Annotated in this window: 24 protein-coding genes; 6 read left to right on the top strand and 18 right to left on the bottom strand. The window is 64.7% G+C overall.

What is annotated here, in order from left to right; translation table 11 throughout:
* Positions 1-366: a hypothetical protein gene (locus ACOYW5_RS04715; RefSeq protein ID WP_423068102.1), complete on the bottom strand. Its 366-nt coding sequence runs from the start codon at positions 364-366 to the stop codon at positions 1-3.
* Between the two features lie 378 nt (positions 367-744).
* On the opposite strand from ACOYW5_RS04715, the gene ACOYW5_RS04720 reads away from it, so the two are divergent.
* The gene (locus ACOYW5_RS04720; RefSeq protein ID WP_423068103.1) at positions 745-1,476 is read left to right on the top strand and encodes an SDR family NAD(P)-dependent oxidoreductase; all 732 of its coding nucleotides are present in this window, start codon (positions 745-747) and stop codon (positions 1,474-1,476) included.
* Positions 1,477-1,510: 34 nt separating this feature from the next.
* On the opposite strand, the gene ACOYW5_RS04725 is transcribed toward ACOYW5_RS04720, so the two are convergent.
* The 12 genes from ACOYW5_RS04725 to ACOYW5_RS04780 form a co-directional block, all read right to left on the bottom strand.
* Positions 1,511-1,945: a hypothetical protein gene (locus ACOYW5_RS04725; protein WP_423068104.1), complete on the bottom strand. Its 435-nt coding sequence runs from the start codon at positions 1,943-1,945 to the stop codon at positions 1,511-1,513.
* A gap of 117 nt (positions 1,946-2,062) precedes the next feature.
* A complete protein-coding gene (map, locus tag ACOYW5_RS04730) occupies positions 2,063-2,815 on the bottom strand; it encodes a type I methionyl aminopeptidase (protein WP_423068105.1) in 753 nt (250 codons plus the stop codon).
* Complete coding sequence (locus ACOYW5_RS04735) at positions 2,812-3,798, bottom strand: phosphotransferase family protein (protein ID WP_423068106.1); 987 nt, start codon at positions 3,796-3,798, stop codon at positions 2,812-2,814. The genes map and ACOYW5_RS04735 overlap by 4 nt, the downstream gene beginning before the upstream one ends.
* Complete coding sequence (gene pgi / locus ACOYW5_RS04740; RefSeq protein ID WP_423068107.1) at positions 3,795-5,429, bottom strand: glucose-6-phosphate isomerase; 1,635 nt, start codon at positions 5,427-5,429, stop codon at positions 3,795-3,797. Before pgi ends, ACOYW5_RS04735 begins: the two co-directional genes overlap by 4 nt.
* A gap of 22 nt (positions 5,430-5,451) precedes the next feature.
* Positions 5,452-6,582: a tRNA guanosine(34) transglycosylase Tgt gene (gene tgt, locus ACOYW5_RS04745; protein ID WP_423068108.1), complete on the bottom strand. Its 1,131-nt coding sequence runs from the start codon at positions 6,580-6,582 to the stop codon at positions 5,452-5,454.
* 48 nt (positions 6,583-6,630) lie between these two features.
* Complete coding sequence (locus ACOYW5_RS04750; protein WP_423068109.1) at positions 6,631-6,921, bottom strand: GYD domain-containing protein; 291 nt, start codon at positions 6,919-6,921, stop codon at positions 6,631-6,633.
* Between the two features lie 82 nt (positions 6,922-7,003).
* On the bottom strand, positions 7,004-8,059 hold the full coding sequence (gene queA, locus ACOYW5_RS04755; RefSeq protein ID WP_423068110.1) for a tRNA preQ1(34) S-adenosylmethionine ribosyltransferase-isomerase QueA: 1,056 nt from the start codon (positions 8,057-8,059) through the stop codon (positions 7,004-7,006).
* The gene (locus ACOYW5_RS04760) at positions 8,059-8,460 is read right to left on the bottom strand and encodes a hypothetical protein (RefSeq protein WP_423068111.1); all 402 of its coding nucleotides are present in this window, start codon (positions 8,458-8,460) and stop codon (positions 8,059-8,061) included. The genes queA and ACOYW5_RS04760 overlap by 1 nt, the downstream gene beginning before the upstream one ends.
* A complete protein-coding gene (locus tag ACOYW5_RS04765; RefSeq protein WP_423068112.1) occupies positions 8,457-8,933 on the bottom strand; it encodes a peptidylprolyl isomerase in 477 nt (158 codons plus the stop codon). Before ACOYW5_RS04765 ends, ACOYW5_RS04760 begins: the two co-directional genes overlap by 4 nt.
* Positions 8,934-8,946: 13 nt before the next feature.
* Positions 8,947-9,510, bottom strand: coding sequence for a peptidylprolyl isomerase (locus tag ACOYW5_RS04770; protein WP_423068113.1), 564 nt, complete (start codon positions 9,508-9,510; stop codon positions 8,947-8,949).
* Positions 9,510-9,998: a pantetheine-phosphate adenylyltransferase gene (coaD, locus tag ACOYW5_RS04775; protein ID WP_423068114.1), complete on the bottom strand. Its 489-nt coding sequence runs from the start codon at positions 9,996-9,998 to the stop codon at positions 9,510-9,512. The genes ACOYW5_RS04770 and coaD overlap by 1 nt, the downstream gene beginning before the upstream one ends.
* A gap of 600 nt (positions 9,999-10,598) precedes the next feature.
* Positions 10,599-12,761, bottom strand: a complete 2,163-nt coding sequence (locus ACOYW5_RS04780; protein ID WP_423068115.1) for an esterase-like activity of phytase family protein — start codon at positions 12,759-12,761, stop codon at positions 10,599-10,601.
* Between the two features lie 156 nt (positions 12,762-12,917).
* On the opposite strand from ACOYW5_RS04780, the gene ACOYW5_RS04785 reads away from it, so the two are divergent.
* Complete coding sequence (locus ACOYW5_RS04785; RefSeq protein ID WP_423068116.1) at positions 12,918-15,323, top strand: ATP-dependent helicase; 2,406 nt, start codon at positions 12,918-12,920, stop codon at positions 15,321-15,323.
* Between the two features lie 4 nt (positions 15,324-15,327).
* Here the strand turns inward: ACOYW5_RS04785 and ACOYW5_RS04790 are convergent, their stop codons facing one another.
* Complete coding sequence (locus tag ACOYW5_RS04790) at positions 15,328-16,257, bottom strand: DMT family transporter (RefSeq protein ID WP_423068117.1); 930 nt, start codon at positions 16,255-16,257, stop codon at positions 15,328-15,330.
* 189 nt (positions 16,258-16,446) lie between these two features.
* On the opposite strand from ACOYW5_RS04790, the gene cls reads away from it, so the two are divergent.
* Genes cls through ACOYW5_RS04805 form a run of 3 tightly spaced genes read left to right on the top strand, consistent with a single transcriptional unit; the run spans position 16,447 to position 19,537 of the window.
* Positions 16,447-17,901, top strand: a complete 1,455-nt coding sequence (cls, locus tag ACOYW5_RS04795; RefSeq protein WP_423068118.1) for a cardiolipin synthase — start codon at positions 16,447-16,449, stop codon at positions 17,899-17,901.
* A gap of 6 nt (positions 17,902-17,907) precedes the next feature.
* Positions 17,908-18,621, top strand: coding sequence for an endonuclease/exonuclease/phosphatase family protein (locus tag ACOYW5_RS04800; RefSeq protein WP_423068119.1), 714 nt, complete (start codon positions 17,908-17,910; stop codon positions 18,619-18,621).
* A gap of 49 nt (positions 18,622-18,670) precedes the next feature.
* Complete coding sequence (locus ACOYW5_RS04805) at positions 18,671-19,537, top strand: 50S ribosomal protein L11 methyltransferase (protein ID WP_423068120.1); 867 nt, start codon at positions 18,671-18,673, stop codon at positions 19,535-19,537.
* Positions 19,538-19,649: 112 nt separating this feature from the next.
* On the opposite strand, the gene ACOYW5_RS04810 is transcribed toward ACOYW5_RS04805, so the two are convergent.
* Together ACOYW5_RS04810 and ACOYW5_RS04815 are read right to left on the bottom strand one after the other, a co-directional pair.
* Positions 19,650-19,784 (bottom strand): hypothetical protein, encoded by a 135-nt coding sequence (locus ACOYW5_RS04810; RefSeq protein ID WP_423068121.1) that lies wholly within the window; start codon positions 19,782-19,784, stop codon positions 19,650-19,652.
* 139 nt (positions 19,785-19,923) lie between these two features.
* The gene (locus tag ACOYW5_RS04815; RefSeq protein ID WP_423068122.1) at positions 19,924-20,055 is read right to left on the bottom strand and encodes a hypothetical protein; all 132 of its coding nucleotides are present in this window, start codon (positions 20,053-20,055) and stop codon (positions 19,924-19,926) included.
* 121 nt (positions 20,056-20,176) lie between these two features.
* On the opposite strand from ACOYW5_RS04815, the gene ACOYW5_RS04820 reads away from it, so the two are divergent.
* Positions 20,177-22,006, top strand: coding sequence for an aminopeptidase P family protein (locus ACOYW5_RS04820; protein ID WP_423068123.1), 1,830 nt, complete (start codon positions 20,177-20,179; stop codon positions 22,004-22,006).
* A 36-nt stretch (positions 22,007-22,042) separates the two neighbouring features.
* On the opposite strand, the gene ACOYW5_RS04825 is transcribed toward ACOYW5_RS04820, so the two are convergent.
* Both ACOYW5_RS04825 and ACOYW5_RS04830 read right to left on the bottom strand, forming a co-directional pair.
* Positions 22,043-22,525, bottom strand: coding sequence for a hypothetical protein (locus tag ACOYW5_RS04825; RefSeq protein ID WP_423068124.1), 483 nt, complete (start codon positions 22,523-22,525; stop codon positions 22,043-22,045).
* Positions 22,526-22,602: 77 nt separating this feature from the next.
* Complete coding sequence (locus ACOYW5_RS04830) at positions 22,603-23,064, bottom strand: DUF3828 domain-containing protein (protein WP_423068125.1); 462 nt, start codon at positions 23,062-23,064, stop codon at positions 22,603-22,605.
* Positions 23,065-23,071: the final 7 nt, after the last annotated feature.

Consider the following 23,071-nt stretch of genomic DNA (forward strand, 5'->3'; position numbering starts at 1 on the left):
TCAGGCGCGTCCGGCCGCGAGGCGCTGGGCGATCGACAGCGGCGCGAACAGGCGGGCGATACGCGCCGCGCTTATGCCGTCATCGAGCTGGCCGAAGGCGGTTATCAGGCCACGATCGGGCCCGGCTTCGCGGTGAAGTTCGTCAGCGGAAACGATGGCGTCGACCTGGTGCCAGACGCGGTTCTCATCGAACGCGAATGCGGCCGTGATGACGAGATGGTTCGCCTTCTCGTCCGGTTCGAAGCGCACGAGCAGGTGGCTGCAACGCTTGCCGTTGCGGGCCATGAACAGCGCTTTCTCGCGCTGCAGGGCTTCTGAGGTCTCAGCACCGACGACGGGCCGGCGCCGCTTCTTGATGGCAGTCATCGGATTGCCCCCCGATCGCTGCGTGTAGGTTGGTATGACGCTAGGGGGCCAGTGTGGCTCGGGAGCGGCTGCATTTTGGCGGAAACGCGATGGGTAGAGTTCTACCGATCTGTGCAACCGAAGGGCGCCCCCGCCGTTTCTTTTCAGTAGCGCCGCGTGTCAACCGGACGCGACGGGTACGGGGAACATTGCGGTTTTTCCGGTTTCCCGCACTGGCCAACGAAACGGCAGACGAGCCTCTTCCCCGTCCGCGGCGCTACCGCCCCTCCTTCAAATGTGGCAACGAGAACGCCAATCGCCATCTTTTGACCGCCGTCTGCAATGGTGCAGTGTGCGCTACGGAACAGAATCGCGGGCTCGGGGATGGCTGGAGAAGGATTGCGGGTTGTCATTCTCGGCGCGACTTCGGGAATAGCGGCTGCCACAGCGCGGATCTACGCGGCCGAGGAGGCGCGGTTGGTGCTGGTCGGGCGGGATGCGGACCGGCTCGCAAAGCTCGAGGCGGAAATGCTGTCGCTGGGAGCAAGTGAGTGCCGCTCCGTAGTCCTCGATCTCGCGAACGCTGATCCAGCGACTGAGCTCACACAGATTGCCGGACTGCTCGGCACCGCCGATCACATCCACATCGCCTACGCGATCATGCCGCCCCAGCCTGCCGCTGCTGCCGACCTGTCGGTTGCCCGCTCGATGATGGAGACCAACTACATCTCCACGGCCCTGTGGGCACTCGCCGCCGCCAACCTGCTGGAGGCGCAGGGGCACGGTTCACTGGTGGTGCTGGGCTCGGTCGCAGGCGACCGCGGGCGGCGCCGCAACTTCATCTATGCGTCGACTAAGGCCGGGATCGAAACGCTGGTCGAGGGGATCGCCCACCGCTTCGCCGGGACGCCGCTACGAGCCGTGGTGGTGAAGCCGGGGCCTACCGCCACCGCGATGACGGCCGGCGGTCCACCGGGACGCCGGCTGGCATCGGCCGACGGGGTAGCGCGGATCGTGCGTTCGGCCGCCGACCGGGGCGGCCCGGTGCAATACGCGCCACGTCACTGGTGGTTGATCATGCTGGTCGTGCGCGCCCTGCCGTGGTGGCTGTTCCGGCGCACCAACATCTAGGCAGGGGCACGAGGCCCCTGCCAGGATCGGTCACTCAGTACCAATCGTCGTCTTCATAGTCCTCGTCTTCCCAGACCGGGTAGAGCTTCTTGATCCGGTCGACGACACCCGAGCAGCGGTGGATGCGCATCGAGTAGTACCAGTTGCCGTACGAGGCCTCGACGCGGACACGGTTCTTGCTGAGGTGAGCGACGATATCGACATCGTCGAAGCCGTAGTTGATCAGGCCCTTGCGGATCTGCTTGTCGGTCAGGCACCAGTTGAAGAAGTCGTTCGGGCCGAACTGCTTCTTTTTGTACTGCTGCAGCTGCTTCTGGTCGCCGCCTTGCGGCTTGACGTCGAGCGAGAAGCCGCCGTTGAGGTTCGGCGGGGCAGCCTGGGCGGGAACCGCGCTCAGCGCGGTGCCGGCGAGGACGACGGCAAGGACCGCGGCGCGGCTGGTCTGCCGGATGAGGTTGATTACGGTCATTTCAGCGTTTCCTGGGTTGGTCAGTGCTGCATCTGCAGCGTTGGCACCACCCTAGCCCACTGAAATTGAACGCGTTTGGAACCGGCTGCTCAGAATTCGTTCAGCGCGGCGCCATGCTCATGCCGCAGTCACCACAATCGCGCCACGACGCGTCGCAACGATCGTGTGCTCGTACTGCACGCAGGGCGCCGGCGGGCTGGCGACGAGCGTCCATTCATCGTCCTCGGTCGCCTGCTCGGCCATGCGCCCGCCCAGCGACAGGAACGGCTCGACGGTGAACACCAATCCATCGGTGATCACTCGCCGCTCGCCACGATCAGGCCAGGTAGAAATCTCCCCCGGCTCGTCGTGCAGGCTATCGCCGACGCCGTGGCTGGCGAGGTTCTCGATCAGCGTGTAGCGGTGCTTCTTGGCAAAGGCGCCGATGGCGTTGCCGATGCCAGCGAGCGGCGCGCCCGAGCGAACGACCCGGATCCCCTCCCACATCGCCCGCTTGCCGTCCCGGCACAACGTCACCAGCTTCGGGTTAGCCTCGGGCACGACGAACGACGCACCGGTATCGGCGAACACGCCGTTGAGTTCAGCCGAAACGTCGATATTGACGAGGTCGCCCGCCTTGATCACCCGGCTGCCCGGGATGCCGTGCGCGATCTCCTCGTTGACCGAGATGCAGGTCGCTCCGGGGAAGTCGTAGGTGATCTCGGGCGCCGAACGCGCGCCGTTCTCATCGAGGATGCGGCGGCCGATATCGTCGAGCTCGAGCGTGGTGATCCCCGGCCGAAGTGCCGCAGCCATGGCGTCGCGGGCCACGGCGCAGATGCGGCCGATGGCCTTGAGACGTTCGAGTTCGGCTTCGGTGGTGATGGTCAAGTCGTGTAAGTCCCGGCTTCTGCCATGGCTTCAAGGTCGTCGATCAGCGGGTTGTGCTCGCCGTCGCAAACGAAGCCGGTATGCCGCAGCCACATCCACATGGTGACGCGGTGGACCAGTGTGTAGATCCAGAGCGCCCCTTCGGGATCCGAATGATCGATCGAGCCGTAGCCGTCACGGATATGCGGGGTCGAGCCCGGCGCGTCGTGCTCGGAGCAGAATAGCGCCTTGGCGAGGTCGCATACGGCGTCCGAGGCCCGGGCATTGCCATAGTCGAGCAGCCCGGTCAGCTGCAGCCGCCCCGCTGCATCACGCTCGCCCAGCACGTTGTGCGGCTGGAAATCGTCGTGGGCGAAGACGGCGCCGCGGCTTTCGGCGATGACATCGGCATGGGCTGCGAAGATAGCTTCCAGCCGTTGCGCCAGCGCCTCGCCGCCGCCAAAGTGGCGGAACCGGCTGATGCTGTAGGCAAAGCGCCGGTCGAGGTATTCGCTATGGGTCGCCGACGGGTCGACCACGCCCTGCTCGCCGAAGGCGCCATAGCCGCCGGGCGCCGGCACGGAGTGCAGCTTGCGCAGCATCGTGCCCATTTGCCGGTAGAGGTCGCCAACGTCCGGCTCGTCCTTGAAGGTCATCACCTGCCTGCCAGGCAGGTAGTTCGCGATGGTGTAGCGGAACGGCATCCGGGTGCGGGTCTCGTCCGAGGCGAGGAAGCGAGCCATCGGCACATCGAGGTCGCGCAGCAGCTGCGAGGCATAGACTTCTTTGCCGGTCGCGTAGGGAAAGGCATCTTTGAACGCCTTGAGCACCAGCGGCGCGCCGTCGGTACGTTCGATGCGGAACGAGCGCGCACCGCCGCCGATAAGCTCAGTCACCGCCGTCGGCACCCCGAGACCAAGCTCGCCGAACACTGCGGCGAGCCTCGCGATGTCGACGTCGACCGGCGGCGACTTGTAGGACGGCTCCGCCACCGCCTCGCTCATTTGAGTTTCAGGTAGGCCTCGACAAGCCCCTTAGTGGAGCTGTCGTGGCCGTCTGCCTTCTCGGTGCCCTGCACCTTGGGCAGCAGCGCCTTGGCGAGCTGTTTGCCGAGCTCGACGCCCCACTGGTCGTAGGAGTTCACGCCCCAGATGGTGCCCTGCACGAACACCTTGTGCTCGTAGAGCGCCACGAGGCTGCCGAGGCGCTCGGGGGTCAGTTTGGGGTAGATCAGGGTGTTGGATGGGCGGTTGCCCGGGAACACCTTGTGCGGCGTCAGCGGCTTGATCTTGGCCTTGTCGACGCCCTGCGCAGTCAGCTCGGCCACCACCTCGTCCTTGGTCTTGCCCAGCATCAGCGCCTCGGACTGGGCGAAAACGTTGGCGACCAGCTTGTCGTGGTGCGGCGGCAGGGCTTCATGCGGCTGGGCGGCGACGAGGAAATCGACTGGGATCACGTCGGTACCCTGGTGGATCAACTGGTAGAAGGCGTGCTGGCCGTTGGTGCCGGGCTCGCCCCAGATGATCGGGCCGGTGTTGTAGTCGACGGGCTTGCCGGCAAGGTTCACCGACTTGCCATTGCTCTCCATGTCCTGCTGCTGCAGGTAAGCGGCGAAACGGGAAAGCCGCTGGTCATAGGGCAGCACGGCGTGGGTCGAGAAGCCCCAGGCATTGCGGTACCAGATACCGATCAGCGCCATGATGACTGGCAGGTTCTTCTCGAGTTTGGTCTTGAGGAAGTGCTGGTCCATCTCGTAGGCGCCACGCAGGAACGCCTCGAAATTGTCGTAGCCCACGGTGATCGCCACCGGCAGGCCGATGGCCGACCAGACCGAGTAGCGGCCGCCAACCCAGTCCCAGAAGCCGAAGATGCGATCGGACTTGATGCCGAAATCGGCACAAGCCTTGAGGTTGGTCGAGAGCGCGGCGAAATGGTCGGTCACCGCCGCCTCGCCCAGCGCGTCGGCGATCCAGGCGCGGGCCGTGGCCGCGTTGGTCATGGTCTCGTCGGTAGTGAAGGTCTTGGATGCGACGATGAACAGGGTGCGCTTGGGGTCGAGCGTCTTCAGCGTATCGTGGATATGGGCGCCGTCGACGTTGCTGACGTAGTGGGCGCGCAGGTCTTTGCGGGTGTAGGGCTCGAGCGCCAGTGTCACCATCACCGGTCCGAGGTCGGAGCCGCCGATGCCGATGTTGACGATGTCGGTGAACGTCTCGCCCGTCGCACCCTTGATCGAGCCGTCGCGGATCTGGTCGGAAAAGGCCTTCATCGCCGCGAGCACGCCGCGCACGTCGGGCATCACGTCCTTGCCGTCGACCACGACCTTCTTGTCGCCTAAGTAGCGCAGCGCCATGTGCTGCACCGCGCGGTCCTCGGTCGAGTTGATGTGCTCGCCCTTCCACATCGCGTCGCGACGCTCCTCGACGCCGGCGGCGCGGGCGATGTCGAACAGCGCCTCCATCGTCTTTGCGTCGATGCGGTTCTTCGAATAGTCGAGCAGCAGGTCGCCGGCCTTGGCCGAAAAGGTCTTGAACCGGCTCGGGTCCGCCGCGAACAGCTCGCGCATCGTCGTCTCGTCGAGGCGCTTCCTGGCCTTCATCAGCGGGTTGAGGAGGGATTTGCGGCTAGAGGCCATGACGCTGACTCCTGATGCTGGCTCAGACAGGCGGAAGGTCGCCCGCGGCCCATGTTGCTCGGGTTTGTGCCGCATAATCGGCGAAGGTACCAGCCTCGATCGCCTGACGGGCACCTATGCAGAGCTGCTGGTAGTAGTGGAGGTTGATCTGGCTGAGGATCATCGCGCCCAGCATTTCCTCGGTGCGGATCAGGTGATGCAGGTAGGCGCGGCTGAAGCGGCGGCAGTTCGGGTTGGGCGACTGCTCGTCGAGCGGGCGCGGATCGTCCTTATGCCGGGCGTTCTTCAGGTTGATGACACCGAAGCGGGAGTAGGCGTGCCCATGCCGCCCGGCCCGGGTCGGGTGCACGCAGTCGAACATGTCGACGCCGCGTTCGATGCCCCCGAGGATGTCGTCGGGCTTGCCGACGCCCATCAGGTAGCGCGGCTTGTCGGTGGGGAGTTCCGGCGTGATCTCAGAAAGGACGCGGAACATCGTCTCCTGCGGCTCACCGACGGCAAGGCCACCGATCGAGTAGCCGTTGAAGCCAATCGACTTCAGGCCCGCAGCAGAACGTCCACGCAACTCGGCATTGTCGCCGCCCTGCACGATGCCGTGCAGCGAGCGGTAGGGCTGGTTGCCGAAGGCATCCTTTGAACGCTGGGCCCAGCGCAGCGACAGCTCCATCGCCCGCTCCATCTCCTTGTACTCGGAGGGGAGCGGGATGCACTCGTCGAGCTGCATGATGATGTCGCTGTCGAGCAGCGTCTGGATCTCGATCGAGCGCTCGGGGGTCAGTTCGTGGGCCGACCCGTCAATGTGCGACCGAAACTTGACGCCTTTCTCGGTCAACTTCCGGAGTTGTGCCAGAGACATGACCTGAAACCCGCCCGAGTCCGTGAGGATCGGGCGCTGCCAGTCCATGAAGTCATGCAACCCACCCAGCGCCGCGACGCGTTCGGCGCCCGGGCGCAGCATCAGGTGGTAGGTGTTGCCGAGCAGGATATCCGCGCCGGTATCGCGCACCTGCTCGGGATACATCGCCTTGACGGTGCCGACCGTGCCTACCGGCATGAAGGCGGGGGTATTGACCTCGCCGCGCCAGGTATCAATGCGACCGGCACGCGCCATGCCGTCGGTGGCGAGGAGGGTGAAGGAGTAATCGGATTTCATGCGCGGCTATTAGCTGGCCCCGCGGCTCCTGTCACCCTGCCCGGCTGATCAGACGCCGGCAATAATCTTGCGATACTCGGCCTCGGGGAACGCCTTGAGCGTCGTGCCCCGCACCGCGCCGCCCGACGTCACCCGCAGGTTGAAGATCGCGGCGGCTTCGTCGTTCGGGGCGTCGAGCATGACGACCAGATCATAGGCACCGAAAGTCATATGGATCGACTCCATCGTGCAGCCGGACTTTTTCGCCAGTTCCTTGGCTGCATCGTAGCGGTTCGCCGATTCCTTGATGTTCTTCACGCCCTGCTCGGTCCAGTTGAGCAGCAGAATGTATTTGGACATCTTACGCTCTCCCTCTCGAAGGAATGGATTTCCTTCACGGGCCGAACATTATGCCTTTTGGGATCGGCCGAATACGGGGACGTTAGTCCCTCCGGAACAGCAGACTGGAGTCGCCGTAGGAATAGAACCGGTATCCGTTCCCGATCGCATGCGCATAAGCGGCGCGCATCGTCTCCAGCCCGGCGAAGGCGCTGACCAGCATGAACAGGGTTGAGCGCGGCAGGTGGAAGTTGGTCATCAGGATGTCCACCGCGTTGAAGCGGTAGCCGGGGGTGATGAAGATGTCGGTGTCGCCGATGAAGGGCTGCAGCGTGCCCGTCGCCCGCGCGGCGGTTTCGAGCAGGCGCAGACTCGTCGTTCCGACCGCCACCACCCTGCCTCCCTTGGCCTTGGCGGCGAGGATGCGCTCCACCACGGCGGCGGGGATATCGCCCCACTCGGCGTGCATGACGTGATCGTCGGTGTCGTCCACCTTCACCGGCAGGAAGGTCCCTGCCCCCACGTGCAGAGTGACGCGCTCGATAGTGACGCCGAGTTCGGTCAGCTGCTGCAGCAGGCCCTCGGTGAAGTGCAGGCCGGCCGTAGGAGCTGCCACCGCGCCGTCGTGCGCAGCGTAGATGGTCTGGTAGTCCGTCTTGTCGCGTTCCTCGGTATGGCGCTTGGCCTCGATATAGGGCGGCAGCGGCATGGCGCCGTGCGCCTTGATGGCTTCGTCCAGGATCGCTCCGCCCAGGTCGAACTCGAGCGTGATTTCGCCGGTATCGCCCTTGCCGGTGACAGTTGCCGCGATCGAGCCATTGTCGCCCAGTTCGAGCCGATCGAGCAGATGGAGCTTCTTCGCCGGGCGGGCAAAGGCGCGCCAGGTGTGGGCATCGACGCGCTTGTGCAGATTGAAGCTGACATTGGCGCGCAGATCGCCGCGGATGCGCTGGCCAACCAGTTCGGCCGGGAGCACGCGGGTATCATTGACGACAAGGACGTCGCCGGCGCGGAGGACCTTCAGCAGGTCGCGGACATGGCCGTCCTCGAGCGGTTCGCCCTGCCGGACGATGAGCATACGGGCGGAGTCACGCGGCTCGGCCGGGTGCAGCGCGATACTCTCGTTGGGGAGATCGAAATCGAATTCGTCGACGCGCATCAGGGACCGGTGCAGCTCACGGACCAGGCGCCGTGGCCGGGGATGCGGAGCGTGCCGCCGTAGATCGCGATGGCTTCGCCCTCTGTGGCCTTGAACAGGCGCAGTTCGGCGATGCGGGTGGTGACGCCGGGATCGACCGCGTCGATGCGCACGGTTTCGGCATCCTCGAAGCCCTGGCCAACGATGACCGGGTCACCGGGCCCGTAAGCCGGGTCGGTGGCCCACACCTGGTCGCCGACCGTGATGGTCATGCCGGCGACGGAGAGGACGTCGGTCGTGCCGACAAGTATATCAAAGCTGGCCCCGCCATCGGGCGAGGCGCAGTTGATCCACTCCGTCGCAAGCGACGGCGTGGCGAGGCCGCAAAGGCCGACGGCGGCGATTGCGGCCCGCTTGATCATTCGGCGATGTCGGCGGCGACCTTGACGGTGATCATCTTGTCGGGATCGCGCACGGGCTCGCCGCGCTTGATCTTGTCGACGTTTTCCATGCCTTCGATGACCTTGCCCCAGACAGTGTACTGGCGGTCGAGGAAGCGGGCGTCGGCGAAGCAGATGAAGAACTGCGAATTGGCGCTGTCCGGGTTCTGCGAGCGGGCCATCGACACGGTGCCGCGGACGTGCGGCTCGGCGTTGAATTCCTGCTTCAGGTTCGGGTAGCTCGAACCGCCGGTGCCGGTACCGTTCGGATCACCGGTCTGGGCCATGAAACCATCGATCACGCGGTGGAAGACGATGCCGTCGTAGAAACCTTCGCGCGCCAGCTTCTTGATGTGGGTGACGTGGTTCGGCGCGAGGTCCGGACGCAGGGCGATGACAACCGGCCCCTTGGTGGTCTCGATGACGAGGGTGTTCTCGGGATCAGCGTAAGCCAATGTTGTGGCCTCCTTATTTGTATTCGATCTTGGCGGAAATGATCTTGTCGGGGTTGGCCGGCGGCTCGCCCCGGGTGATCTTGTCGACAGCTTCCATGCCCGACACGACCTGGCCGAAGACGGTGTACTGGCCGTTGAGGAACGTGCAGTCCTGGAAGCAGATGAAGAACTGCGAATTGAAGGTGTTGGGATCATTGGTGCGGGCGGCGCCCACGGCGCCACGGCCGAACGAGGTGTCGTTGAACTCGGCGACGACGTCGGGCTTGTCCGAGCCGCCGGTGCCAGTGCCCGTCGGGTCACCGGACTGGGCCATGAAGCCTTCGATGACGCGGTGGAAGACGATGCCGTTGTAGAAGCCTTCGTTGGTCAGCTCGACGATGCGCTCGACATGCTTGGGCGCCTTGGCGGGCAGCAGCTCGATGTCGACGATGCCGTCCTTCAGTTCGAGTATCCAGTGCGGCGTACCCGACTGGGCATGGGCGGCGGAGGGGGCGACCATGGAGACCGCAAGGAAGGCGGCCACGACCGCGAGAACGATGCCGAGGATGATGCCGGCGCGCTTGATGGGATCGGCCATTATTTCTTCAATGCCTTCAGAACAATGGGGGGGACAAAGGCGCTGATATCGCCTCCGAGCTCGGCGATCTGACGCACGAGCGTGGCCGAGATGTGGCGGACATGCGGGCTCGATGGCAGGAAGACCGTCTGCAGGTCGGGCGCCATCTGGGCATTCATGCCCACCATTTGCATCTCGAAATTGTAGTCGGTGGTGTCGCGAAGACCGCGGATGATGAGCTTGGCGCCGGCCGCGCGGGCCGCCGTGACCATCAGGCCGGAGAAGTCGACGAACTCGAACTCGGTCTCGGTGCGTTTGCCCACCGGTTCAAGCACGGCCTTCAGCAGCGCGACGCGATCCTCGTGGCTGAACAGCGGCTTCTTGGAGTGGTGGGTACCGACGGCGATCACCAGCTTGTCGACCAGCTTGCAGGCGCGCTCGATGACATCGAGGTGGCCGTTGGTGAGCGGATCAAACGAGCCGGGATAGAAACCGACCAGTCTCGTCATGTGGAGCGCTCCCCGGTTTTCGCTGGCGCGGGTTGTGTCACGGCGAGCGAATTATGGCAAGCCGAAGCACCCGACTGGCTGACGCCATCGGTTTTCGAGATGGACGGGGACCGGCGCGGTTTTGGGCCACGCGGTTAGTCCGCAAATGAAACGGCCGTCGCCGCGCCGATCCAGATCGGGATGAGTAGGATCGGTGGAATCCAAGGAGCGTGCCCCCATCGCACCTCTCGTCTGCATTACTGCATCGGAGCCCGGATGGGTGGTCGGTTGTCGGTCCCACAAACCCGCCATGGCACGACTGCCATGGCTCCCGATGTCCACTCACCGTTCGTTCGTCGCGACCGCCGCCCGTGACTGGACGGGAGGAGATTACGATGGGGCGGATGGTGGGGGGATGAGATTTTCCAACATTCCCGGTGCCCCCGGCCTAAGCGTAGTTTTTCTGCCGCTGTGGAGGTGGAGGCATCTCGTGATGGATTCCGGCCTTCGCCGGAATGACCCCGTAGGTGTGAGGGTCATCAGGCGTTGCACCAGACAGACATTCGAAAGGGTCGGCCCCTTTCGGAACCGGCCCCTATCTTCCTTGCAGGCGCCCTGCCCTTACTCGACCTTGAAGGTCCAGAAGTAGGTTTCGCCCGAGCTGTCGTCGATGCCGTCATTGTCGGTGATGACGTAGGCGGTGCCTTCGCTGTCGATGGCGAGGCTTTCCACCTTGTCGGCGACGTAGCCGTTCTGGGCCTTGAGGTCGGGGACCAGGTCGCGGACCAGTTCCTTGGTGACGACCGGCAGCTCCTCGCCGAGCTTGGCCGGAACCAGCTGCGCGAGCGGCACGCGGTAGACCGCCTTGAGCTGGGCCTTGAGCGAAGCCTGGTTGTCGCGCTCGACGATGTAGGCGTAGTCGCCGTGGACGGTGATTTCGCTGAGGCCGACCCAGGCGCCTTCGGCCGGAGCCTCGAGCGGGTAGCGCACCGCGCCCCATTCCTTGGCCTCGGTGTTGTAGGCGAGGAGCTTCACCGAGCCTTTCTCGTCGTCACCCCATTCGCGCTGCACGGCAACCCATAGCGTATCGCCGATCCTGGCGACACCTTCGGAGCCGAAGCGGGTCTGACCGGCGAGCAGTTCGACCGGGAAGCCGACCTCGGCAATGATCTCGCCTTCGGCGTCGACGTGGAGCAGAGCATGCGGCACGAGCTTGGCCGAGTCGCCTTCGTTGGCCAGCCAGAAGCCGCCTTCGCCGTCCTGGGTGATGCCTTCGAGGTCGATCTTCTGGGCCGGCTCGCCCTTGCGAGTGATGACGGTCTTGGCCGTGATCCTTGCCGGCGTCTGCGTGGCGTCGATGGTGTAGATCGCCGGAGCGCCGTAGAGCACGCTGTCGGACACTGCGTAGAGCGTGCCCGGCTTGTCGGCATCGGCGACGGCGCCGGAGAGAGCGGCCCAGCCGATCGGGTTGCCGTCGGCATCATTGTCCGAGACGATCTGCGGATAGGCCGGCACGCCCTCGGCGCGCTCGTAGATCATGACATGCGAGCCGGCGAGGCCGTCTTCGCGGAAGTCGTTCTCGTTGGCGGTAACAAAGAGGTTACGCGACGGGATCGCCACCGAACCCTCCGGACCGATGCCCGAAGCGATGGTCTGCAGGTGCTCCGGCGCGACGCCGGCGCCGGCGTCCTTGAAGATGGCGACGAGCGACGAGCGTTCCTCGGCGACGAAGATCAGGGTGTCATCGCCGAACTTGGCGATCTCGATGCCCTCGGCCTCGACGCCCTTCTTGTTGCGGAAGTCAGGGTAGTGGCCCATGCGGGCGGCGTCGCTATCGAGCAGGTCGCCCGAGTCCCAGGCGACAGTGCCATCCTTGTTGAAGATGGTGAAGCCCCGGCTGCCGCCATTCCAGTCGCCTTCGTTGGCGGTGACGAGACGGTTGTCGTCGAGCCACTTCACGGCGTCCGGCTCGCGCAGCAGGCCATCCTTCTTCGACGTGAAATCGAGCTTGCCGTCGTTCTTGGTGTCGATGCCTGCGACATCGACCTGGCCAGCGGGGAAGTGGCCAGCGACCGTACCGGTCTTGCCGTCGACGATGACGACCTCGTTGTTCTCCTGCAGCGTCACGGCGACCTGGTCGGCGCTGTTGAAGTTGACGTACTCGACTTCGGCATCCTCGGGGGCGATGGCGGCGAGGCCGGTGATTTCGACCTTCTTCAGCGAAGCTGCATCGAGCTTGCCGTCGGTGATCGACAGCAGCACGAGATATCCCGACGGCGCCTGCGGGATGGCGGCGTCGTTGACCTCTTCGTTGCGCTCGTTCTCGATGGCGATGGCAAGGAGCGTGCCGGCTTCGTTATGGGCGATCGAGTCGGGCTGGCCGCCGAGTTCGACGGTCTCGAGAATTTCGTGCGACTTCAGGTCGATGACGACGAGCTGGCCCGAGACGTCGACAAAATCCTTGCGGGTGTTGAGCGCGACGTAGACCTTGTCGCCGACGATGGTCACCGAGGTCGGCTCGCCTTCGAGCTTCAGGTAGCCGGCCGGCTTCGGCGCCTTGGGGTCGGTGATGTCGATGAAGCCGATGCCGCCGTTCGGGCTATCGGAGTAGACCAGCGTCAGGCCATCCTCGGAGGCGGTGATGATTTCCGACGAGGTCGCCTTGGCGTCGGGAGCATTGAGCTCGACCGGGAAGCTGGCAATGCGGTTAAAGACCGGCGCGGCAAAGGCCGAACTGGCGAGCAGAGCCGTCGTGAGACCGAGAAGAATGGATTTGGTGTGCATGAAGTCCCCCTGAAAAGAGGGCTTCGACTTAGGCACGCCGCACAACGGCCACATGACAGCGGCGTGACGGTTCTGTGACGGTCCCCGCGCATATACATCGGCGGTCGCACTCCCTATATTCGCCGATGAGAACGAAACAGGATTCGTCAATCCCATATGCCAGCCGAACCGCAGCGCCTCGACCGCCCCCAGGCGGGCTCGATCACCAGCCAATTCGGCCGGGGAGCAGGCGCGCCTGACTATCTGAAGGGCCTCAACGAAGAGCAGCGCGAAGCCGTGCTGACCACCGACGGGCCGCTGCTGGTGCTCGCCGGCGCCGGCACGGGCAAGACGCGCGTGCTGACGACCCGCATCGCCCACATTCTCACTACCAAGCGCGCCTGGCCGTCGGAAATCCTGTCGGTGACCTTCACCAACAAGGCCGCCCGCGAGATGAAGGAACGGATCGGCAAAATCGCCGGCTCCGCCGTCGAGGGCATGCCGTGGCTCGGCACCTTCCACTCGATCGGCGCCCGTATCCTGCGCCGGCATGCCGAACTGGTGAACCTCCGCTCCGATTTCACCATCCTCGATACCGACGACCAGATCCGGCTGATCAAGCAGCTGCTCGAAGCCGAGAACATCGACGAGAAGCGCTGGCCGGCACGCGTATTCGCCGGAATGCTCGATGGCTGGAAGAACCGCGGCTGGTTGCCTGACGATGTGCCGAAGGCCGAGCTCCTGGGCTTCGCCAATGGCCGGCTGCCCAATCTCTACCGCGACTACCAAGCGCGGCTTGCGACGCTCAATGCGACCGACTTCGGCGACCTGCTGCTGCTCAACATCAAGCTGTTCAAGGAGCACCCGGACGTGCTGGCGGAGTACCACCGCCGGTTCAAGTACATGCTCGTGGACGAGTACCAGGACAGCAACACGGCCCAGTATTTGTGGCTGCGGCTGCTGGCCCAGGGGAAGCCCGCGTCGGAGGCGAACCTATGCGTCGTCGGCGACGACGACCAGTCGATCTATGGCTGGCGCGGCGCCGAGGTGGACAACATCCTCCGCTTCGAGAAGGACTTTCCGGGCGCCAAAGTGATCCGGCTCGAGCGCAACTACCGCTCCACCTCCAACATCCTCAAGGCCGCGTCGACGCTCATCGCCAACAACGAGAGCCGGCTGGGCAAGACCCTGCAGACCGATGTCGGCGAGCCGGGCGAACTGGTCACCGTCACCTCGGTGTGGGACAGCGACGAGGAAGCGCGGCAGGTCGGCGAGGAGATCGAGCAGTTCCAGCGCAAGGGCGATGCGCTGAACTCGATCGCCATCCTCGTCCGCGCCTCGCACCAGATGCGCGCCTTTGAAGAGCGCTTCATCACGCTGGGGCTGAACTACCGCGTCATCGGCGGCCCGCGCTTCTATGAGCGCAAGGAAATCCGCGACGCGCTGGCCTATCTGCGGCTGGTGTGGAACCCTAACGACGATCTCGCCTTCGAGCGCATCGTCAACGTGCCCAAGCGCGGGCTCGGGGATTCGACGCTGAAACTGCTCTACGACGCGGCACGGCACCAAGGCACCTCGCTGGTTGGCACGGTCCGCATGCTGGTGCAGACCGAGGAGCTGAAGCCGAAGCAGCGTACGACGCTGCGGCAGCTGATCGAGCAGTTCGACGACTGGTCGCAGCGCGCCAAGGCGACGCCGCCCGAGGATATCGAACCGGACGACGATGACGGCCCGCCCGGTATCGTGCGGCGTCACACCTCGCATGCCGACCTCGCCCGGCAGGTGCTGGACGAGTCCGGCTATACCGAGATGTGGCAGAACGACAAATCGGCAGAGGCCGAGGGGCGGCTCGAGAACCTCAAGGAACTGGTCAACTCCATGCAGGAGTTCGACTCGCTCGGCGGCTTTCTCGAGCACGTCTCGCTGGTCATGGACCGCGACACCGGCGAGGCCGACGACGCCGTCTCGATCATGACGCTGCATTCGGCCAAGGGTCTGGAGTTCGACACCGTATTCCTCCCCGGCTGGGAGGAAGGCCTGTTCCCGAGCCAGCGCACGCTCGACGAATCCGGCCGCGCTGGCCTCGAGGAAGAGCGGCGGCTCGCCTATGTCGGCCTCACCCGCGCCCGCAAGCGCCTGCGCGTCTCGGTGGCGCAGAACCGGCTGACGCATGGCCTATGGCAATCAGCAATCCCGTCGCGCTTCCTCGACGAGCTGCCGGCTTCGGCGGTCGAGGTGAAGGACACCGGCTCCGCCTATGGCGGCTACGGCTATGGCGGCCGCACCAGTCGCGGCTTCGACACTCGCGATCCATTCGACTCGCTCTACGAAACCCCCGGCTGGCAACGGGCCCGCGCCCAGGCCTCGACCCGCAAATCACACGGTCCGGTGACGATCGACGGCGACCTCGTCGCCCGCTCCACCGACAATGGCCGCGGCTCCGCCTACTCCGTCGGCGAGCGGGTGTTCCACCTGAAGTTCGGCTACGGCACGATCAACAATATCGAGGGCAACAAGCTCTCGATCGAGTTCGAGAAGGCCGGCCCGAAGAAGGTGCTTGAGAGCTTCGTGCAGAAGGCGTGAGAGTCTACTGCGGCGGGCTAACCTCGCTCGCCTTCTTCCGCTCCAGCCCCAGCTTGTGCTCGCGGTAGATGATGAACAGGCCGGAGCCGACGACGATGGCGCCGCCGATGAGCATCTCGATGGTCGGGACGTCCCGGAAGATCACGTAGCCGATCAGCACCGAGAGGATCAGCGAGGCGTATTCGAACGGCGCCACCACCGACATGTCGGCGTGGCGGTAGGATTCGGTGAGTAGGATCTGGCCGACGCCCCCGAAGATGCCAGCGCCGATCAGCAGGGCGAACTGCTCGGGAGTGGGCATGACCCAGCCGAAGGGCAGCGTCAGCAGGCCGAGAGCCGCCGACATCACGGAGAAATAGAGGACGATCGTTGCGGACCGCTCGGTTTCGACCAGCTTGCGCACCAGCACCATCGCGGTGGCGGCGAAGCCGGCTGCGACCAGTGCCGAGATGGCGCCGAGCGTCGCCCCGCTCATATCCTCAAGGCCACCGGAGAACACCGTGAGCCGCGGCCAGATGATGATGATAACGCCGACAAGGCCCACCAGCACGGCGCTCCAGCGGTAGAGGCGGACTTGCTCGTGGTAGAACACGGCGCTGAAGATGACGATCAGCAGCGGCGTCGCGTAGCTGATGGTGATGGCCTCGGCGAGCGGCAGCTGGGTCAGCGCGAAGAACCCAGTCATCATGCCGCCCGTACCGACGAGGCCGCGCATCAGGTGGCTCAGCGGGTGTTTGGTCTTGATGCCGACGCCGAGCTCGCCCTTCCAGATCAGATACACGATGATCGGCAGGATGGCGAAGAACGAGCGGAAGAACACCAGTTGCCCGGCCGGCACCCCTTCGGAGGCTTTGAGCAGGCTCGACATGCCGAGGAACACGCAGACCGAGCTCAGCTTGAACGCAATTCCCGTCATGGCATTCTGACGGAGCATTGGCGGTTGCGGCGACACGGGCAAATCTTTCGGCGGCGGGAAGTCGGGACGCGAACGGTCCGCGCACCAGTTTCGCGAGGTTCGGCTCCGGACGCAACGGCCTAGAAACCCGCAAAGGCCTCTGGCCGTTCGGCATCTATCGGATATTAGTCTAAGGCGGTCGTAGCGGCTGGACCTGGCGGAGCGGCAATGAACGAAGTCGTCGATATGACGGACGTGGTCGAGGGCGTGGTCGAAAGCATCCCGATCATCGCGATGGTGCTGGCCGGGTTCTATGCGCTGGCGATCATCTGCGCAGTGCGCGAAATCTCGGCCTCGCGAACCTCACAGGGCTCCATCGCCTGGCTGGTGTCGCTGTTCTTCCTGCCGTTCCCCACCACGCTGGTCTATCTGGTCTTCGGGTGGAAGCATTTCGACAGCTATGCGAAGACGCGCATGCAGGTGCGGCAATCCCGTTTGATCCGCAGTGAGGACCTGAAGGTCGTCGACCGGGACATGGGGGCCAAGTGGCCGGTGCAGCGCCGGGCCGCCGGCATGCCGTTCCTCGCTGGTAACAAGGCGGACCTACTGATCGACGGCGCGGCGACGTTCGACTCGATTTTCGAGGGCATCGCTGAGGCGAAGCACTACATCTTCGTGCAGTTCTACATCATCCGCGCTGACGAGTTGGGCCAGCGCCTTGCGGCGGCGCTGATGGAGCGGGCCCGGGCCGGGGTGAAGGTCTATATGCTCTACGACGATGTCGGCAGCACCGGACTTTCCAAGGAGTTCAGAGATCGGCTGTGGGCCGAGGGCATTCAGACCTACGGGTTCAACAACCGACACCGGTTCCTGCGGCTGTTCGGGCCGATGCGGATAAACTACCGCAATCACCGGAAGAACGTGGTGGTGGACGGAGCAGTCGCCTGGACCGGGGGCGCCAATATCGGCGTTGAGTATCTCGGCGAGGATCCAAAATTCGGGCACTGGCGCGATACGCAGTTGCGGCTGGAGGGGCCGGCGGCCGCGTCGCTGTCGCTGATCTTTCAAGAGGACTGGAACTGGGCGACGGGAGAAGTGCTGGAGGTGCCACCCGCTGATGCGGTCGAAGTCGGTGACGTCTCTGCCTTGGTGATGGCGACGGGGCCGGCGGACAAACTCGAGGCCAACGCCATCGCGTTCAGCGACATCATCGGCCAGGCGCGCGAGCGGCTGTGGATCGTCAGCCCCTATTTCGTGCCCGACACCGACATGCGAACGGCGCTCTACGCCGCTATCCTCCGCGGCGTCGACGTGCGGGTGATGCTGCCGGACAAGCCCGATCACCTGATCGTCTGGCTGGCGAGCAACGCCCATGCCGACGCGATGGTGGAACACGACGTCGCCATCTACCGTTACCAAAAGGGCTTCCTGCACCAGAAGATCCTGCTGATGGACGACCGGATCGCGGCCGTAGGGAGCGTCAATTTCGACAACCGGTCGTTCGCAATCAACTTCGAGATGACGGTCTGGATGCCGAACCGGCAGGTCGTCGATGCCGTCGAGGCGATGCTCCTCGCCGATTTCGCCAACTGCAAGCAGGTGACCAAGGAGGAGGTCGCCAAGCGCAACCCGCTCGCCCGCTTCATCTCGCAAGCCGCTCGGCTGTTTTCCCCAATTCTCTAGGGCCTCATGATCAAGTTCGCCTCCTACAACATCCGCAAGAGCATCGGCACGGACCGGCGGCGGCAGCCGGAACGCATCATGCAGATCCTCGCCGAGGTCGATGCCGACGTGGTCGCGCTGCAGGAGGTGGACCGGCGCTTCGGGCAGCGGGTCACCACGCTCTCGCCCGATCTCATCGTCGATTTTACCAACTACTTTCCGGTGCGCTTCGGCATCCGCGAGCAGAGCCTTGGCTGGCACGGCAATGTGCTGCTGGTGAAGAAGGGATTTCGGGTCACCAACCAGCAACGCATCGAGCTGCCGGCGTTCGAACCGCGCGGCGCGGTGATGGCCGACGTCGAGATCGGCGACCGCGCAGTGCGGGTAGTGGGCATGCATCTCGGCCTGTTGGGCGATTCCCGCACCAAGCAAGCGGAGGCGATCGTTGCGCACCTCGAGCGGCTGGAAGGCCGGATGCCGACGGTGATCATGGGCGATCTCAACCAGTGGGCCAGGAACGGCAAGAGCCTCGTGGCCTTCGCCAAGCACCACGAGGTCATCACCCCGGGCCCCAGCTTCCACTCGCGCCGGCCCATGCTCGAGCTCGACCGCATCATCGCCAGCCGCGATTTCCGCATCGAGGCGTCAGGCGTTCATCACACCGCCCTCGCCCGCACCGGTTCGGACCACCTGCCGGTCTGGGCTACGCTTTCGCTAACGAGCGCAACGGCCGCCGCTTGACTTCGCGTCCGGCTGCTCCGAAACAGCGGGCGTACAGGATTTTCCGCCCATGACTCTTTCGCAGCTCTCGACCCCGCTCACCAAAGACCAAGCCTACGCCCTGGTCGATGCCGTGATGGCGCGCGACGACGTGGCGATCACCGCCTCGGCGCACGAGATCGAGGAAACCGGCGAGTGGGTGTTCGAGGCGACCTGCGACACCGATCCGGACATCGCGGCGTTCAACGCCATCGCCCGCGAGGTGCTGGGCGGTGAGGTCAGTTTTGCGGTCGAGGCGATCGACCCGACCGTGAACTGGGTGGCGAAATCGCTCGAGGGGCTGAAGCCCGTGCTGGCCGGTGGCTTCTACGTTTATGGCAGCCACGAGGATGCGCCGCCGCCGGGCGTCACGGGCATCAGGATCGACGCCGCACAGGCCTTCGGCACGGGCCACCACGAGACGACGACCGGCTGCCTCGAGGCCATCGACCGGGCGCTGAAGCGCCGCCGCTATTCTTCGATGATCGATGTCGGCACGGGCACCGGCGTCCTCGCTATCGCGCTGGCCAAGCGCACCCACCAGCCGGTGCTGGCAACGGACATCGACCCGATCGCGGTCGAGACCACGGTAGAGAATGCGCGGGACAACGGTGTCGCCCGCAATATCATCGCCATCGAGGCGACCGGCCTCGACCACCGGCAGATCGCCGCGGGCTCGCCCTATGACCTCGTCGTCGCCAACATTCTCGCCGGCCCGCTGGTGGCGCTTGCTCCGGCGGTGCGCAAGGTGACGCAGATCGGCGCGACGGTGATCCTCTCCGGCATCCTCAACACGCAGGCCAATCGCGTCATCTCGGCCTATGGGCTGCAGCACATCGTGCTCAAGCAGAAGATCGAGAAGAAGGAATGGACGACGCTGGTGCTGGAGCGGGTGTAGGGCCCTCCCTACGCCACCCGCTCCGAAGCCGGAAAAACAAAATCCCCGGGCAAGCCCAGGGATTCGTTCGATCAAATAACGTTCGGCAATGCCGCGCGAGGTGCGCTGCGGCTTAATTCGGGCGCTTGGTGAGAGCGCCGAGCAGCAGGTACTCACGGGCACGCGAAACGCTGCGGGTCGCTTCGCGGCCGCGCGCATCGATCACGCCGGCCAGAGCCTTGCGGAAATCGTTCTTGTTCTCGGGCATATCTTTCTCCCGTCTTCGAGTCTGTCGGACCTTCTGCCGACGTTCAGTAGATAGTCGCGATAGACGCGGCCGGTTAGGGGTCGTTGCGTGAAGCTGCCATGCCAAACTTGCAGGGCGACTTAACAATCGGTGAACGCAATCAGTCTCGTCGCGCGTTCATCGCAACCTGCCGTGCCTTCAGATATTCGGTGATGTAGCGCTCCGCAGCACGGCTGCGGCCCTCCATCATCGATTCGAAAACCCGGCGGAATAGTCTCATTCGTTCAGTCATGACATCGCTCCATCGGAGCCCCGGCGCCCTGATGCCCGATGCCAGCTGAACCAGGAATGAATACTCGCCACGGCGGGAGACGCTTGTTAGGGTCCGCCACCTCTAGAACGGCAATTCCATCATGACCGACAACAGCTTCGCCCCCACCGTCTATCAGTCCTTCGACATCCGCACCGATCCGAAGACCGTGGCCAAGCGCGTAAAGGCGCTGCGCACGGCGATGAAGGATGCCGGGGTCGATGCCTTCCTCGTACCGCGCACCGATGCGCACCGGGGCGAGATGGTGCCCGAGAGCGAAGCGCGGCTCGCCTATGTCACCAGCTTCACCGGTTCGGCCGGCCTCGCCGTCATCGGCAACCGCAAGGCGGCGCTGTTCGTCGATGGCCGCTACACGCTGCAGGCGCCGGCCGAGACCGACACCAGGGTGATCACGGTGCTGGAGGCGGCGCAGGGCGGGCTGTCTCCCAAGATCGCCGACTACGTTGCCAAGGGCGGCAAGCTCGGGTTCGATCCGTGGCTACATACGCCGAGTGAGATCGCGGACCTGGAAAAGAAGCTCGCTGGCCGCGCTGCGCTGGTGCCGGTGGCCAACCTCGTCGACAAGGTCTGGGCCGACCGCCCTCTGCCACCGAACGCGCCAATCGAGTTCCTGGGCCACAACCGTGCCGGCAGGACCGCCGAGGATAAGCTCAAGGAAATCCGCGCCACGATGGGCGAGGACAATGCCGACGCACTGGTGCTGACGGTGCCGGAATCGATCAACTGGCTGTTCAACCTGCGCGGCCGCGACGTGCCGCACGTGCCCGTGGTGCTCTGCTTCGCGCTGGTGCCGAAGTCCGGCATGCCGACACTGTTCTTCAACAAGGAGAAGATCACGCCGGACCTGCGGAAGGGCCTCGAGGGTCTCGCGAAGGTGGCGGACGCCAAGACCATGATCGCGGCGCTGCGCAAACTCGGCGCTGCCGACAAGCGCGTGATGATCGATCCGAACACGGTGCCGGTCGCCGTCGCCAATTCGATCAGCGGCGTCAGCGACGCGGTGCTGATCGAGAAGCGTGATCCTGTGCTATTGCCCAAGGCGCGGAAGAACGACGCGGAGCTCGGTGGCATGCGCGAGGCGCATCGGCTCGATGGCGCCGCGCTGGCGAAGTTTCTCCACTGGTTCGACGCCGAAGCGCCCAAGGGCAAGCTCGACGAGATCACCATCGCGACGGCGCTGGAGAGCTTCCGGCGCGAGGAGCCCAGCATTGTCGATGTGAGCTTCGACACGATCTCCGGCGCGGGCGCCAACGGCGCGATCATCCACTATCGGGTCGATGCCAAGACCAACCGGCAGCTCAAGCCGGGCGAGCTGATGCTGCTCGATTCCGGGGCGCAGTACCTCTCGGGTACCACCGACATTACGCGCACGATGTTCACCGGCAAGGCGACGGCCGAGCAGAAGGCCCGCTACACGCAGGTGCTGCGCGGCATGATCGCGATCTCGATGCTGCGCTTCCCCATGGGCACCAACGGCGCGCAGATCGATGTGCTGGCGCGGCAGTTCCTGTGGGCCGACGGCGTCACCTACAATCACGGCACCGGCCACGGCGTCGGCGCGTTCCTCTCGGTGCACGAGGGCCCGATCGGCATCTCGCCGCGCTATCCGACCCCGTTCGAGGTGGGCATGATCACCTCGAACGAGCCCGGCTTCTACAAGGAAGGCGCGTTCGGCATCCGCATCGAAAACCTGCTTGTGGTCGCCGAGAGCAAGGTCGGCGACGGCAAGTTCCTCGAGTTCGAGACGCTGACGCTGGCGCCGATCGACCTCAGGCTGATCGACGAGACGCAGCTGACCGGGCCGGAGAAGGCCTGGCTCAACGCCTACCATAAGCGCGTATACAAGGAGATCGGCCCGCTGGTGAAGGGCGATGTCAAGGCCTGGCTGACGGAGGCCACGCGGGAGATTTGACCTCGTCATCCTCGTCCGTGAACGGGGGAGGAGAGCTCAGTTCTGCCCGAACGGGTCGTATTCCAGCAGCCAGGACAGCAGCCAGTTGGGGTCGCCGCCGAGCGAGGCGACGTCATCGACTTTCCAGCCGTCGGCCTCGCGTACCAGCGAGAGGCTGAGCATGCTGAGGTGATCGAAATTGTGGAAGGTGACGATGGTCGCGGCGCGGTCGCCGTTGATCACCGGCTCGCTGATTGCGACATCCAGCAGAAGCGCATTTCCGCCTTCGACGAACGGGTCGAACGACAGGATGTCCTTGCTGTCGGGGTCGAAGGCCACGTCGGAGAGCTTGGCTTCGCGGTGGGCGTCGTACATGCCCTTGAGCTTGGCCGAATAGAACTGCTCGAGCCCGCCCTCAGGCTTCTGGCCGGACTGGTACGGCTGGTAGATGGCCTCCACCAGAGCCTTCGGATTGTCATAGGCGAAGGCGCCGCCGGAGAAGCCGAGAACGAGAAGGATGGTCGCGATGAGGTGCCGCATGTGTGCCCCGGGCGGAGTTCGATGCTCACTCGGCTAGCAAGGGCTTCTGGCGCATTGAGGGCCGCGCCGCGCCACAATCAAGGCAATGGTTGCTGCAATATGTCCAGCAGGTCGTAGCTGAAGTCGTCGCCGGTGTACCAGACGTCGTCGACCTTCCAGCCGTCCTCCTTAACCAGCAGATAGCCGAGCTCCTGCGGTGTGCCCATGTTGGCGAAGGTGACCGCAACAACAGCCTTGCCAGCAGCGAGATAGGGTTCGCCGATAGCGAGGTCGGTGATCTGGTAGTCCTGCCCGTTCACGAAGGGATCGAAATCGATGCGGCCGATCTCGCCCTTGGCATCCTGCTGGTCTTTCTCGAACAGGCCGCGCAGGCGCTCGCTCTGCAGCGACGACTGATCCGGCGGAAACTCGTTGGGCGGCATGTAGCCGGCGTAGAGCGCCTCGAGCAGCGCCCCGGGATCGTCGTAGGATTGAGCCAGCCCGACGGTGGGAGCGGCGACAGCGAGGAGCACGGAGAGGACGGCGAGCAGTCGTGACATCCGTGGC

Origin of the sequence: Devosia sp. CN2-171 (assembly GCF_049354815.1) — a bacterium.
Lineage (GTDB): Bacteria > Pseudomonadota > Alphaproteobacteria > Rhizobiales > Devosiaceae > Devosia_A.